At 40.9% G+C, this 14,695-nt stretch carries 14 protein-coding genes; 7 read left to right on the forward strand and 7 right to left on the reverse strand.

The genetic code is table 11. The features are described 5' to 3' along the window. The first annotated feature begins 3 nt into the window (after positions 1-3). The 4 genes from coaC (at position 4) to HMPREF9188_RS05730 (ending at position 2,335) form a co-directional block, all read left to right on the forward strand. Positions 4-555 carry a phosphopantothenoylcysteine decarboxylase gene (coaC, locus tag HMPREF9188_RS05715; protein WP_009730209.1) on the forward strand — a complete coding sequence of 184 codons (552 nt, stop codon included), beginning with the start codon at positions 4-6 and terminating at the stop codon, positions 553-555. Then, complete coding sequence (locus HMPREF9188_RS05720) at positions 539-1,102, forward strand: ECF transporter S component (RefSeq protein ID WP_009730210.1); 564 nt, start codon at positions 539-541, stop codon at positions 1,100-1,102. The genes coaC and HMPREF9188_RS05720 overlap by 17 nt, the downstream gene beginning before the upstream one ends. A 178-nt stretch (positions 1,103-1,280) precedes the next feature. Next, a complete protein-coding gene (locus tag HMPREF9188_RS05725) occupies positions 1,281-1,808 on the forward strand; it encodes an ECF transporter S component (RefSeq protein WP_000354636.1) in 528 nt (175 codons plus the stop codon). A gap of 11 nt (positions 1,809-1,819) precedes the next feature. Next, positions 1,820-2,335: a transcription repressor NadR gene (locus tag HMPREF9188_RS05730; RefSeq protein WP_009730211.1), complete on the forward strand. Its 516-nt coding sequence runs from the start codon at positions 1,820-1,822 to the stop codon at positions 2,333-2,335. Here HMPREF9188_RS05730 and HMPREF9188_RS05735 read toward each other — a convergent pair. From HMPREF9188_RS05735 to HMPREF9188_RS05755, 4 genes are all read right to left on the reverse strand, one after another. Further along, on the reverse strand, positions 2,332-2,799 hold the full coding sequence (locus HMPREF9188_RS05735; RefSeq protein ID WP_009730212.1) for an 8-oxo-dGTP diphosphatase: 468 nt from the start codon (positions 2,797-2,799) through the stop codon (positions 2,332-2,334). The genes HMPREF9188_RS05730 and HMPREF9188_RS05735 overlap by 4 nt on opposite strands. 19 nt (positions 2,800-2,818) lie before the next feature. Then, the gene (locus HMPREF9188_RS10620) at positions 2,819-3,253 is read right to left on the reverse strand and encodes a hypothetical protein (RefSeq protein WP_009730213.1); all 435 of its coding nucleotides are present in this window, start codon (positions 3,251-3,253) and stop codon (positions 2,819-2,821) included. Positions 3,254-3,830: 577 nt separating this feature from the next. Next, complete coding sequence (gene uvrB, locus HMPREF9188_RS05750; protein WP_009730215.1) at positions 3,831-5,819, reverse strand: excinuclease ABC subunit UvrB; 1,989 nt, start codon at positions 5,817-5,819, stop codon at positions 3,831-3,833. Between the two features lie 76 nt (positions 5,820-5,895). Next, on the reverse strand, positions 5,896-6,849 hold the full coding sequence (locus HMPREF9188_RS05755; protein WP_009730216.1) for a CPBP family intramembrane glutamic endopeptidase: 954 nt from the start codon (positions 6,847-6,849) through the stop codon (positions 5,896-5,898). Between the two features lie 172 nt (positions 6,850-7,021). Here HMPREF9188_RS05755 and HMPREF9188_RS05760 point away from each other — a divergent pair, with 172 nt between their 5' ends. The 3 genes from HMPREF9188_RS05760 (at position 7,022) to zwf (ending at position 11,563) form a co-directional block, all read left to right on the forward strand. After that, positions 7,022-9,187, forward strand: coding sequence for an ABC transporter substrate-binding protein/permease (locus tag HMPREF9188_RS05760; protein ID WP_009730217.1), 2,166 nt, complete (start codon positions 7,022-7,024; stop codon positions 9,185-9,187). Further along, positions 9,187-9,927 carry an amino acid ABC transporter ATP-binding protein gene (locus HMPREF9188_RS05765; protein ID WP_009730218.1) on the forward strand — a complete coding sequence of 247 codons (741 nt, stop codon included), beginning with the start codon at positions 9,187-9,189 and terminating at the stop codon, positions 9,925-9,927. The genes HMPREF9188_RS05760 and HMPREF9188_RS05765 overlap by 1 nt, the downstream gene beginning before the upstream one ends. A gap of 148 nt (positions 9,928-10,075) precedes the next feature. Continuing rightward, positions 10,076-11,563: a glucose-6-phosphate dehydrogenase gene (gene zwf / locus HMPREF9188_RS05770; protein WP_009730219.1), complete on the forward strand. Its 1,488-nt coding sequence runs from the start codon at positions 10,076-10,078 to the stop codon at positions 11,561-11,563. 45 nt (positions 11,564-11,608) lie between these two features. Here the strand turns inward: zwf and ftsY are convergent, their stop codons facing one another. The 3 genes from ftsY to HMPREF9188_RS05785 are packed head-to-tail and all read right to left on the reverse strand — an operon-like array spanning position 11,609 to position 14,517. Continuing rightward, positions 11,609-12,904, reverse strand: a complete 1,296-nt coding sequence (gene ftsY, locus HMPREF9188_RS05775; protein ID WP_009730220.1) for a signal recognition particle-docking protein FtsY — start codon at positions 12,902-12,904, stop codon at positions 11,609-11,611. 3 nt (positions 12,905-12,907) lie between these two features. Then, on the reverse strand, positions 12,908-13,726 hold the full coding sequence (locus tag HMPREF9188_RS05780) for a Cof-type HAD-IIB family hydrolase (protein WP_009730221.1): 819 nt from the start codon (positions 13,724-13,726) through the stop codon (positions 12,908-12,910). Next, the gene (locus tag HMPREF9188_RS05785) at positions 13,726-14,517 is read right to left on the reverse strand and encodes a Cof-type HAD-IIB family hydrolase (RefSeq protein WP_009730222.1); all 792 of its coding nucleotides are present in this window, start codon (positions 14,515-14,517) and stop codon (positions 13,726-13,728) included. Before HMPREF9188_RS05785 ends, HMPREF9188_RS05780 begins: the two co-directional genes overlap by 1 nt. Positions 14,518-14,695 lie beyond the last annotated feature (178 nt).

Raw genomic sequence — 14,695 nt, forward strand, 5'->3', positions numbered from 1 at the left:
GCCATGGCAAATATTCTCATTGCAGTGACAGGTTCCATTGCCTCCTATAAATCAGCTGACCTGGTCAGTTCTTTGAAAAAACAAGGCCATCATGTCACTGTCTTAATGACCGAGGCAGCGAGAGAGTTTATCCAGCCTTTGACACTACAGGTACTCTCACAGAATCCAGTTCACCTTGATGTCATGAAGGAACCCTATCCTGATCAAGTCAATCATATCGAACTAGGTAAAAGAACTGATCTTTTTATCGTTGTCCCTGCTACTGCTAATACCATTGCCAAACTTGCGCACGGTTTTGCGGATAACATGGTGACAAGCACAGCGCTTGCCCTACCAAGTCACATCCCTAAACTCTTAGCGCCAGCCATGAATACAAAAATGTATGACCATCCGGCAACTCAGGCTAATCTAAAAACATTAGAGACCTATGGTTATCAGATTATCTCCCCAAAAGAATCTTTACTAGCCTGTGGCGATCACGGCAAAGGCGCCCTAGCTGACCTGAATACTATATTAGAAAGAATAAAGGAAACCCTCGATGAACAAACGCTCTAACATTGCCCCAATTGCTATCTTTTTTGCAGTTATGCTCGTTATCCACTTTTTGAGCTCTCTCCTATTTAATCTTTTCCCATTTCCAATTAAACCAACTATCGTTCATATTCCAGTAATCATTGCTAGTATCATTTACGGCCCACGAGTTGGAGTTACACTTGGTTTTCTTATGGGGCTATTGAGCTTAACGGTAAATACGATTACAATCCTTCCAACCAGCTACCTCTTCTCTCCATTCGTACCGAACGGAAACATCTATTCTGCGATTATCGCTATTGTCCCTCGCGTTTTGATCGGTCTGACACCTTACTTAGTTTATAAATTATTAAGAAACAGAACGGGTCTCATCTTTGCTGGTGCTCTCGGTTCCCTCACCAACACCGTCTTTGTCCTTGGGGGAATCTTCTTCCTTTTTGGAAATGTCTTCGACGGCAATATCCAAAAACTCCTGGCAACAGTTATTTCTACAAACTCAATTGCCGAGCTTGTCATCTCTGCCGTTCTAACAGTAGCAATTGTCCCACGTCTCGAAACCTTGAAGAAATAAAAAAAACAACTCCACTTTCGTCCTGAAGGTGGAGTTTAGTAGTTAAAACGTAAGAATTAAGTTCCCAGTATTCTTTACCACATTTAATCAAATATTCCTTAAAAACGCTAATGCTTCTTGACTTAACTGATTATTTATTGTACTATACTTGTGTATATACAGATAAATGGAGGTTCTTATGGATATACGGAAAAAAACGCAGTTTATGACCATGACTGCCCTACTCACTGCAATCGCGATTTTAATTCCAATTATTATGCCTTTTAAAATCGTCATCCCACCAGCTTCTTACACTTTAGGAAGCCATATCGCCATCTTTATCGCCATGTTCCTATCACCTTTGATGGCTGCTTTTGTGATTATTGCTTCTAGTCTCGGCTTCCTGATGGCAGGCTACCCTATGGTTATCGTTCTGCGCGCCTTTTCTCACATCGTTTTTGGTATTTTGGGAGCATTTTACTTAAAGAAATTCCCTGAAACCTTGGATAAACCAAAGGCATCTTGGATTTTTAACTTTGTTTTGGGTGTTGTTCACGCTATCGCTGAAGTACTAGCTTGTATCATCTTTTATGCTACTTCAGGGACAAACGTTGAAAATATGTTTTATGTTCTCTTTGTCCTAGTTGGTTTTGGCACAATCGTTCATAGTATGGTAGACTATACATTAGCACTAGCTGTCTATAAAGTGCTTCGAAAACGTCGCTAAAAGGAAAAACTATGACAAAGGATCGCAAACAAGCTCTTCTCAAACTGTTAAAAGAGGCACCAAAAGCTCTCAATGGTCAAACCTTGGCTGAGCACTTTCATGTTACGCGCCAAGTCATTGTACAGGATATCGCTATTCTCCGAGCAGATGGGGCTCCTATCCTATCCACCAATCGTGGTTATATCTACAAAGAAATTGATGCCAGCCCTTACGTTCACAAACTCTTTAAAGTGAAACATGAACTGGAAGAAATCGGTCAGGAACTTCTAGCCATTGTAGATAATGGCGGACGCGTTCAAAATATCTTAATCGATCATCCCGTTTATGGTGAAATTGAAACCCATCTCAAACTCACCTGTCGCCGAGATGTCCAGCACTTTCTGGAACAAGTCGAGAATTCAGACTTTAGACCCCTTTCTGAATTGACAGACGGCATCCATTACCACCTTGTTGAAGCCGAGACACAACAAGACCTCCACTATATTGAGGAGGCCTTGGATCAGTTAGGTTATTTGGTAAAAGACTAGAAAATTTCTTTCTCCCAGCCATCATCTGTACGGTGGCGATAGAAGAACTCAGACTTGTCAGGTGCTTCCATCATTTCCATCAAAGGTAACATATCATAGGCCAGATCCAAGTTTGGAATCTGGTCTTTTTGTACCCAGGAAACTTCTCCTTCGTCTGAGGAACGCAGGCTTCCAGAGAATTCAGTTACCTTGTAACAAAAGACAATATAACGCTCACCTGTGTCTAGTGGCCAATTTTTAATACCGACCAGTTGGGGATTTTGGATAGTCAATCCTGTTTCTTCATAGATTTCTCGAATAACTGACTCTGCAAAGGCCTCTCCATTTTCAACATGACCACCTGGAAAAGCATAACCAGACCAGTGGTTGGTTTCGGGCGAACGATACTGCATGACCACGCGCTGCTTTTCAAGATCTTCAATCAGACAAATATTAGTTAAAATGGTTAATTGTGCTCGAGACATAGGACTCACTTTCTAAAATTTAATTTTCTATCTTGTACTTAACTTTAGACTTTATAATCAAAGGATTAACCAAGTCGTGATATTCATGAGTTTCATGGAGCAAGGATCCTCGGATGATTCTAATTTCATTTTTTTCCTTATTCACATAGTAGTCTAAATTGATAGGCATGGATGAGTCTGGAACTATAGATAAAATAAAGAAAATCACAAACCAGATAAGGAGAGCAAAAAATCCGCTGAGAGCTTGAAAAATCAGATGATGCCATTGAAAGATTCTCGTTTTATAGAAGATAGTCCATGGATGGATAAATAAGGTCAAACAGAGACCAAAGAACCAAATATTCCACAAAAATGGTGTAAAAGCTAAACCAAACAAGCCTAAGATAAAATGAATCAGGACAAATACCAAGAACAGAAGGTAAATAACCCTAAATATAGTTAGATGTTTTAGCATGATTAACTCCTTTTCTTTTCAATATTCTTGGAAATTAAAATGGTTAAAGTAGCCACTAGGAAGAAGAACACATAAGTAAGAATAGGGAACCAAATATAGCGATGATCTAGGGATAAGAGAGAAGGCAGGAGGCCCTTACTATTTTTCCCACCAACTCCTAAAAATAGATGAACTAGTAAACCGATACTATTAAGATAGATAAATAAATCCGCATACCTTTTTATTGTCATCCTTCTCCTAGACAAGTCTAGGAACCAATAGTCAAAGAATTGATATACCAGGCAAAAAAGATTTATATATATTGGAAAACTATAGTTGATATCTCTGTATAGTGAAGGAAGGGGGAGACTTTTAAAAATAAAATTAATACCTAGCCCTATTCCTAAGATTAGACCAAGGACTAGGAAGAAACCTATAATTTTATGAGAATTTAGCCAATGCTGAAAACTTTCTTTCCTTGGTAGATTCTTTTTTGTATTTGAATTTCTTTTATTCATTTTCACCGTTTTCTTCATATCTAGACTACTGAAATAAAGACATAGCAATTTGGCTAATTAAATTTGACTTAAGGGCCTCTCTACTCCATCGCCTTGACTTCCAGCATCATATCACGTATCTGAGCTGCCAATTCAAAGTCAAGCACTTCGACGGCTTCTTGCATTTGTTTCTCTAGTTTCTTGACGAGTTCTTTGCGCTCTTGTTTGTTGAGACTGTTGATATCGACTTCCTTGTCCTCCTCCTTAGCAACTGCCTTGGTTACAGCAATCAGGTCACGGATTTCTTTCTTAATGGTTTGTGGAACAATACCATGCTCTTCATTATAGTCCATCTGGATTTTCCGACGACGGGCCGTTTCATCAATGGCTTTTTGCATAGACTGGGTAACTGTGTCAGCATACATGATGACATGGCCCTCACTATTACGAGCAGCACGTCCAATGGTCTGAATCAATCCACGTTCGTTACGTAGGAAGCCTTCCTTGTCAGCATCGAGAATGGCTACCAAGCTTACTTCAGGAACGTCAATCCCTTCACGAAGGAGATTGATTCCGACCAAGACATCAAAGACACCCAAACGCAGATCACGGATAATCTCCGTCCGTTCCAAGGTCTTGATATCCGAGTGCATGTACTTGACCTTGATACCCATTTCCTTGAAGTAGTCGGTTAAGTCCTCTGCCATTTTCTTGGTCAAAGTGGTAATAAAGGTTCGTTCATTCTTTTCAACACGGGCATTGATTTCACCCAATAGGTCATCAATCTGTCCCATAGTTGGACGGACTTCCACCTCTGGATCCAAGAGTCCCGTTGGACGAATGATTTGCTCGATCACTGTCTCGGTCTGTTCATTTTCATAGTCACCAGGTGTCGCTGAAACATAAACAATCTGATGAACGTGACTCTCAAATTCTTCCCGACGGAGAGGACGATTATCTAAAGCAGACGGCAAACGGAAACCATAATTGACCAACATTTCCTTACGCGAACGGTCTCCATTATACATGCCCTTAATCTGCCCCATGGTCATGTGGCTCTCATCAATCATAATCAAAAAATCATCAGGGAAGAAATCAAGAAGGGTGTACGGTGGCTCTCCTTCGCTTCGTCCATCCATGTGACGAGAGTAGTTCTCAACCCCGTTTGTATAACCCATCTCACGCAACATCTCGATATCATACTCTGTCCGCTGTTTCAAACGCTGGGCTTCTAGTAGTTTACCTTCCTTCTCAAAGACAGCTAACTGCTCCTCCAGCTCTGCCTGAATCTTGGCAATCGCAACTTCCATATGGTCATCATTGGTCACAAAGTGAGTGGCTGGAAAAATCGCCAAATGATCCACTTCTCCCAATACCTGACCTGTCAAAGCCTCTACTTCACGGATACGGTCAATCTCATCCCCGAAAAACTCTACTCGAAAAGCGTGTTCATCACGGGAAGCTGGGAAAATCTCCACCACATCCCCACGAACGCGAAATCTTCCCCGTTGGAAATCAATATCATTGCGTTCAAACTGTATATCGACCAAGTCATTCAAGAGTTTGTCACGAGAAATTTCAAGACCTGGACGGAGACTAACGACGCTATCAGAATATTCCTTTGGCGAACCCAAACCATAGATACAAGAGACAGAAGCCACGACAATGACGTCATTGCGCTCCAGAAGGGCTGAAGTCGCTGAGTGACGGAGCTTGTCAATCTCATCATTGACCGAGCTATCCTTTTCAATATAGGTATCACTCGAAGGAACATAAGCCTCGGGTTGGTAATAATCATAATAAGACACAAAGTACTCAACAGCATTTTCAGGGAAAAATTCCTTGAACTCTCCATAGAGCTGACCAGCTAGGGTTTTGTTATGGGCAATGACCAAAGTTGGTTTATTGACTTTGGAAATGACCTGACTCATGGTATAGGTCTTCCCTGTACCCGTCGCCCCCATCAGAATCTGAGCCTTTTCTCCACCTTCGATATTATCAACCAACTGCTCAATTGCCTGGGGTTGATCTCCTGAAGGTTCGTATTTTGATACTAGTTTAAATTTATTATCTGTAATCCGATTGATCATAAGAATCCTCTCTCCATGTGCTATTCCTATTTTAGCATACTTATAGCATTTTCACGAAGAAAAGGACGGACCTAAGTCACATCCTTTCATTTTCTTTCTTTAATTGATTAGCGAGATAGACAATCAGAAGTAACAAGACTAAACTTGTCATGATAGAACCTTCAATCCCAAAAGATCCTCCTGATAGCCAAACTTGATTGCCTTGTGGTGAAAAGGTCATCAGAGACGTTCCTGACGGTTGACCGCTAACTAAAATGCCAAAAAGATTGCCCTGAGCAAAATTCCAAGCTCCATGAATACCTGCAACACCCCAAACTATATCAGTTTTGAGAAGGTAAAGAGCCATGGCAACTCCGAATAAGAAGAGATTCACTAGAGATAGAGGTGTTAGACCAGAATTTCCCACATGAAGCAGAGTAAAGAATATGCTAGATATGACAACAGCAAGTTTTAGATTGGTTCTTGAGGCCAATTGTGGAAGAAGCCAAGCACGGGACACCACTTCTTCTGCTGTCCCCTGTAAAATCCAAAATGGGATAGTAAAGACGACAAAAGTAAGCGAATAAGGATTCAAGCGAATGGATTCCAAACGATATTGCCCCAAGACCACCAAACCTAACAAGGTCAGAAGAAAAAGTGCCAGACCTAGGCCAAATCCTTTCAGAAGACTGCTAAGGAAATTTTCTCTATAAAATCCCAAGGTTCTAATAGATCTTTTCTCAACTTTTTTAGTCCATCTGAACACAGTGTTGAGAATAAAACCAAAGGACAGCAATGCTAAAATTAAACGAAAGTCACTTGTTTTATCCGTCAAGCTCTGCTGCAAGGTTTGCAAGTAAGTTGCAAGATTTTGACCAGCCTCTCCAAAATTTCTAGCAAGTCCGATGAGAGCTAACAAGCTAATACCATACAAAGTATATGCAACAAACTCTCCTATAAAGACAAAAACAAAGGCTAACAAAGGACTTGTGTAAATATTTAAACTCATTTGGGAAGATTGGAAGTCTTTAAATATTCTTTTATTCTTCATGTTCCCGCCCTCATTTCTTCTATTACATACTATTATTATATCATTTTATAGTAGCAATTCAAGAAGGAAAAGAAAACATAGATGTCATATTTTCTGACACAAAAATATAAAAATTTGCCTTTTCATCCATTTTCTGATATAATGAGAAAATATTCGGAAAAGGAGACTAAAAATGAAGAAAAAAATACTAGCATGTTTGCTCATTTTATTTCCCATTTTCTCACTAGGTATGGCAAAAGCTGATACTGTTAAGATTGTGTCTGATACAGCTTACGCGCCTTTTGAGTTTAAAGATTCAGATCAAACCTATAAAGGAATTGATGTTGATATTATCAATAAAGTCGCAGAAATCAAAGGATGGAACATCCAAATGTCTTATCCCGGCTTTGACGCAGCTGTAAATGCAGTGCAGTCAGGTCAAGCAGATGCCATTATGGCAGGTATGACAAAAACAAAAGAACGTGAAAATGTCTTTACCATGTCTGATACCTATTATGATACAAAAGTTGTCATTGCTACCACAAAGGCAAATAAAATCACCAAATATGAGGAACTTAGCGGCAAAACAGTTGGAATTAAGAACGGAACTGCCGCTCAACGTTTCCTCGAAAGTATCAAAGATAAATACGGTTTCTCTATCAAAACCTTTGATACAGGTGATTTGATGAATAACAGTCTAAGTGCTGGTGCTGTAAATGCCATCATGGATGATAAACCTGTTATCGAGTATGCGATTAACCAAGGACAAGATCTCAGCATCAATATGGATGGTGAGGCTGTTGGAAGCTTTGCTTTTGGTGTCAAGAAAGGGAGCAAGTATGAACACTTGGTTACCGAGTTTAACGAAGCCCTAGCACAAATGAAGAAGGATGGTAGCTTGGAGCAAATCATCCAAAAATGGACAGCTTCTACAACTACGGCAACCCCAACGACAACTACTGCTGCTGGACAAAAAGCTACTCCAGTGAAAAGCAAGTACATTATTGCCAGCGACTCATCTTTCGCCCCATTCGTCTTTCAAAATTCAAGCAATCAATATACTGGTATTGATATGGACCTCATCAAGGCCATTGCCAAAGATCAAGGTTTTGAAATTGAGATTACCAACCCAGGATTTGACGCAGCCATTAGTGCTGTTCAAGCAGGACAAGCAGATGGTATCATTGCTGGTATGTCTGTAACAGATGCCCGTAAGGAAACCTTCGACTTCTCAGAATCATACTACACAGCAAATACGATTCTTGGTGTGAAAGAATCAAGCACGATTGCTTCTTATGAAGACCTCAAGGATAAAACTGTCGGTGTTAAAAACGGAACTGCGTCTCAAACGTTCCTTACTGAGAATCAAAACAAATACGGCTATAAGATTAAAACCTTTGCAGATGGCGCTTCAATGTATGACAGTCTGAATACTGGAGCTATTGATGCTGTGATGGATGATGAGCCTGTTCTCAAATATTCTATCAGCCAAGGACAAAAATTGAAAACGCCAATCGCTGGAACTCCAATCGGTGAAACAGCCTTTGCCGTTAAAAAAGGAACAAACCCTGAATTGATCCAGATGTTCAATAACGGACTTGCGAACCTCAAAGCTAACGGAGAATTCCAAAAGATTCTTGACAAGTATCTAGCTAGCGAATCTTCAACTAACTCTACAAGTACGGTTGACGAAACAACTATCTGGGGCTTGCTTCAAAACAACTACAAACAACTTCTTAGTGGACTTGGAATCACTCTTGCTCTAGCGCTTATTTCATTTGCAATTGCCATTGTCATCGGGATTATCTTCGGTATGTTTAGCGTTAGCCCATACAAATCTCTTCGTGTCATCTCTGAGATTTTCGTTGACGTTATTCGCGGTATCCCATTGATGATTCTTGCAGCCTTCATCTTCTGGGGGATTCCAAACTTCATCGAGTCCATTACAGACCATCAAAGTCCAATTAACGACTTTGTAGCTGGTACCATAGCCCTCTCACTCAATGCTGCTGCTTATATCGCTGAAATCGTTCGTGGTGGGATTCAAGCTGTTCCAGTTGGGCAAATGGAAGCCAGCCGCAGTCTTGGTATCTCTTATGGAAAAACCATGCGTAAGATTATCTTGCCACAAGCGACTAAATTGATGTTGCCAAACTTCGTCAACCAATTCGTTATCGCTCTTAAAGATACAACTATCGTGTCTGCTATCGGTCTGGTTGAACTCTTCCAAACTGGTAAGATTATCATCGCCCGTAACTACCAAAGTTTCAAGATGTATGCAATCCTTGCTATCTTCTATCTTGTAATTATTACGCTTTTGACTAGACTAGCGAAACGCTTAGAAAAGAGGATTCGTTAATGGCAAAACTAAAAATTGATGTAAATGATCTACATAAGTATTATGGAAAAAATGAAGTTTTAAAAGGCATTACAACTAAATTCTATGAAGGAGATGTTGTCTGTATCATCGGTCCTTCCGGTTCTGGTAAATCCACTTTCCTTCGCAGCCTTAACCTTCTCGAGGAGGTAACGAGCGGTCACATCACAGTAAATGGTTATGATTTGACTGAAAAATCAACCAATGTCGACCATGTTCGCGAGAACGTCGGAATGGTCTTCCAACACTTCAATCTCTTTCCTCACATGTCCGTCCTAGAAAATATCACTTTTGCTCCTATTGAACACAAACGGATGATCAAGGCTGAAGCTGAGAAATTGGGAATGGAGTTGCTGGAAAAAGTCGGTCTAGCTGATAAGGCACATGCCAATCCAGATAGTCTCTCAGGTGGTCAAAAACAACGTGTGGCTATCGCACGTGGACTAGCCATGAATCCTGACATCATGCTTTTTGACGAACCAACTTCCGCTCTCGACCCAGAGATGGTTGGAGATGTTTTGAACGTTATGAAAGAATTGGCCGAGCAAGGTATGACCATGATCATCGTAACCCACGAGATGGGATTTGCTCGTCAGGTAGCTAACCGTGTTATTTTCACGGCTGATGGAGAATTTCTTGAAGATGGAACTCCAGACCAAATCTTTGATAACCCACAACACCCTCGACTGAAAGAGTTCTTGGACAAGGTCCTAAACGTATAAAAGGAAACTGTAAGGAAATCCTTACAGTTTTTTAATTGCGTATTGGATTTTTGATTTTTTTGAAAATTATGATAAAATAAAGACTATGAAAATGAGGAAATCTCATCCCTAGTCCAACTAGGAAAAAATATAGAAATTAGGTAGCTAGATGTCATCAAAGGTTATTGTTACAATTTTCGGTGCGAGTGGAGATTTAGCTAAACGCAAACTCTACCCTTCCCTTTTTAGACTCTATAAATCAGGCAATCTTTCTGAGCATTTCGCAGTTATCGGAACAGCTCGTAGACCTTGGAGTAAAGAATATTTCGAATCTGTTGTTGTTGAGTCCATCCTTGATTTGGCAGATAGTACCGAGCAAGCCCAAGAGTTTGCTAGTCATTTCTACTATCAAAGTCATGATGTTAATGATACTGATAATTACATCGCTTTACGAGAATTACAGGCTGAGCTTGATGAGAAATACCAAACGGACCACAACAAACTCTTCTTCCTCTCAATGGCTCCTCAATTCTTTGGAACCATTGCCAAGCACCTCAAATCTGAAAACATTGTTGATGGCAAAGGTTTTGAGCGCTTGATTGTTGAGAAACCGTTTGGTACAGACTATGAAACTGCAAGCAAACTGAATGAGGATCTTCTAGCAACATTTGATGAAGAACAGATCTACCGTATCGACCATTACTTGGGGAAAGAAATGATTCAAAGTATCTTTGCGGTTCGATTTGCCAATATGATCTTTGAAAATGTTTGGAACCGTGAGCACATTGATAATGTCCAGATTACCTTTGCTGAGCGCTTGGGAGTTGAGGAACGTGGTGGCTACTATGATGAATCTGGTGCCCTCCGTGACATGGTTCAAAACCACACTCTCCAGCTTTTATCACTTTTAGCCATGGACAAGCCTGCCAGCTTTACAAAAGATGAGATTCGTGCTGAGAAGATTAAAGTATTTAAAAATCTCCACCAACCAAGTGAGGAAGAATTAAAAGAACATTTTATCCGTGGTCAATACCGTTCTGGAAAGATCGATGGTAAGAAATACATTTCCTACCGTAGCGAGCCAAACGTTAACCCTGAATCTACAACAGAAACCTTTGCCTCTGGTGCTTTCTTTGTAGACAGCGATCGCTTCCGTGGCGTTCCTTTCTTCTTCCGTACTGGTAAACGCCTAACAGAAAAAGGCACTCATGTCAATATCGTCTTTAAGCAAATGGACTCTATCTTTGGAGAACCTTTGGCACCAAATATCTTGACCATCTATATCCAACCAACTGAAGGCTTCTCTCTTAGTCTCAATGGTAAACAAGTAGGTGAAGAATTTAACCTGGCGCCAAGCTCTTTAGATTATCGTACAGATGCTACCGCTACTGGGGCTTCTCCAGATCCATACGAAAAGCTAATCTACGATGTCTTGAACAATAACTCTACCAACTTTAGCCACTGGGATGAGGTGAGCGCTTCTTGGAAATTGATTGACCGTATCGAAGAGCTCTGGGCTCAAAATGGAGCTCCGCTCCACGACTACAAGTCCGGAAGCATGGGACCACAAGCTAGCTTTGACTTACTTGAGAAGTTTGGAGCCAAATGGACTTGGCAACCAGATATCGCCTATCGTAAAGAAGGTCGTTTAGAATAACAAAAATATCCTGCAAGTTAATCTTGCAGGATTATTTACTTTCTATTAAATCAAGCCCTCTAAGAGACCCTTCATAAAGTTTTCAGAGTTAAATTCTCCGATATCATCGATTTTCTCACCGAAACCAATCAATTTTACAGGGATATTAAGTTCTTCACGAATTGCCAGAACGACACCACCACGGGCAGTTCCATCAATCTTGGTCAGTACAATTCCTGTCACAGGGGTAATTTTAGAAAATTCCTTAGCTTGTACTAGGGCATTCTGTCCAGTTGAAGCATCGAGTGCCAGGAAGGTTTCATGGGGTGCTTCTGGAACGACACGCTTGATAATACGACCAATCTTTTCCAACTCGGCCATGAGGTTGTCCTTGTTTTGCAGACGACCTGCTGTATCAATCATAAGAATATCAATACCTTCTGCTACAGCACGTTCCATCCCATCAAAGACCACACTTGCTGGATCAGCTTTTTCAGGGCCTGTCACGACAGGAACATCAACACGACGGCCCCACTCTGCTAGCTGGGCAACGGCTCCAGCACGGAAGGTATCCGCAGCAACCAGCATGACTTTCTTGCCAGCTTGCTTGTAACGATGAGCTAATTTCCCAATAGAAGTTGTCTTCCCAACACCGTTAACACCAACAAAGAGCATAACTGTCAAACCATCTTGGAAATGGATTTGTTCATCGTAATTGCCATCCTTTTCGTAGAGGTCAACCAATTTCTCGATAATGACACGACGAAGTGCGTCAGGCTTCTTAGCGTTTTCTAATTTTGCTTCATAGCGTAGTTCTTCTGTTAAGTTTGAAGCAACCTGCACACCGACGTCGCTCATGATAAGCAGTTCTTCCAATTCCTCGAAGAAGTCTTCATCGACTGAGCGGAAGTTGGCAAAGAAGGCATTCAAACGAGCACCGAATCCTGTCCGCGTTTTCTTAAGACTGCGGTCATATTTTTCCTGAACAGTTTCTTCAACTTGTGGATATTCTTCTACTACTTCAAAAGCTAGCTCTTCTTCAGTTTCTAGAGATTCTTGGTTCTCTTCTTTTAAAAATTCTTCAGGCTCTTGGCTTTGCTCCAATTCATCAGCTTCTAACTCAAACTCCTCTTCCTGAGCAGCTTCCTCAACTGCTTCTGGTTCAATGACCTCTTCTGTCGAGACCTGATGAAGTTCTTCTTGAGCAAGTGTTTCTTCCACTTTGTCCGTCGCTGTTTCTTCGACTGCCGTTTGGTTTTCTTCAACCTCTTCTGACAAATCAAGACTTTCCAGTGCTTCTTTTACAACATCTTCGATTTTTGGCTCTTCTTTTTTTCCGAATAAACGGTCAAATAATCCCATTTTTTAACTCTCCTTTAGCACATATTCTTCAATCGCCCAAGCAACGGCATCCTCATCATTTGTCATGGGGGTTACAAGATTCGCGACTGTCTTGACTTCTGGAACAGCATTTTGCATGGCAACTCCCAGACCTGCCCACTCAATCATAGAAAGGTCATTGGCCTCATCACCACAAGCCATGACTTGACTTTGATCGATTCCCAAGTGTTTAATTAATTTCGCTAAACCTGTTGCCTTGTGGACGTTTTTCGGTGACCATTCCAATAGCATTTCACGCGATTTGAAGATTTCATATTGATCAAACAATTCTGGAGAAATCTGTTGAATCGCTGCATCCAAAGGTTCTTGGGCAAAGGCAGTCACACATTTATTATACGTCATCTGACTAGATAGATCTTCAAAAGCGACAGGTACGAAAGTCAGGGCTGGGTTGAACTTAGCATAGAGACTTTCTTGGTCCGACTGGATTTGATAGACTGTTCCTTCAGAAATGGCATCTAACGGTAGTCCGAGTTTTTCAGTTTCCTCGTACAAGCGTGCCACATCGTCGATTGAAAAGACTGTTTTATCGAGAATCTCCCCCGTATTTTTCTGCACCAGACCACCATTAAAGGTGATGGTGTACTCATCCTCCTGACCGTCAGTCCCTAGCTCATGGAGAAAGAAATCCATAGCCTTCAGAGGACGCCCCGTTGTCAATACGACCTTGATGCCACGGTCACGCGCAGCTTTGAGGACCGCCTTGGTACGATCTGTCAGCTTTTTATCCGTTGTCAGCAAAGTACCGTCCAAATCAAGTGCAATCAATTTAATATCTGCCATTATAAGCCCTCCATATAAGCCATCACTGACTGGTCCTTATGGTGGCCAATCACTGTTTCTGCTAATTCTAAAATCTCTGGTCGCGCATTTTCAGGAGCGATTGGGTGTCCCACAACCTGCATCATGTGAAGGTCATTGAGATTATCTCCAAACGCCATAACCTGATCCATGGTTAGACCAAGTTTTTTTGCTAGCTCAACAACAGCCACACCCTTATCAACGTAGTTCAAGACAATATCAATGGATTCAAAACCAGTTGTCATGGCTTTCACACCAGGAACATTTTCGTTGACCCAGGACTCTCCAGCCTCTATCGTTTCTTCAGTAAAGTTCGTGGTAAATTTAAAAATCTCATCCGTGATATCTTCCAAACTCGCTACTTTTTGAATGTTTTCATTGTAGTGACGGCTAAACATCAGATAGGTCTCATCCACTGTATCCAATACATAACAAGCTTTTTTCCCAGTCAAGAGCATTTTTCTTTCATCAAAATAAGGCGATTTCTTTAAAGCTTCAAAAGTGCTCAAGTAAAAGTCCCGAGACATAGTAGCCTCGTACATATCCTCACCATGAAACTCAACATAGCTCCCATTTTCAGCTATAAAAATCACTTCATCACGCACATCCGCAAACAACTTTTTCAGGGACAGAATACCACGACCTGAAGCCACAGCAAAATAAATCCCCTTTTCTTTGTAGGAAACAAGCAAATTTTTGAGGCGTTCCATATCAAACTGACCCTCTCCATCTAGAAAGGTTCCATCCATATCGGTTGCTACAAGTTTAATCATAAAATCCTTCATACTCCAATTGATAAATCTACCTTCTATTATACCATAGATAAGTTTAAAAAGGTCCAGTACAGTAGGATAGCACTACTTTTTCGGAGAAACTTCAAAAGGCCTAAAAATTAGAATCGTAGAACTTTTTTCAGATAGTTTAAAAAGTTTGTATTCCCCTTCTCTTTTC

It is taken from the genome of Streptococcus sp. F0441, from assembly GCF_000314775.2.
Classification (GTDB): Bacteria; Bacillota; Bacilli; order Lactobacillales; family Streptococcaceae; genus Streptococcus.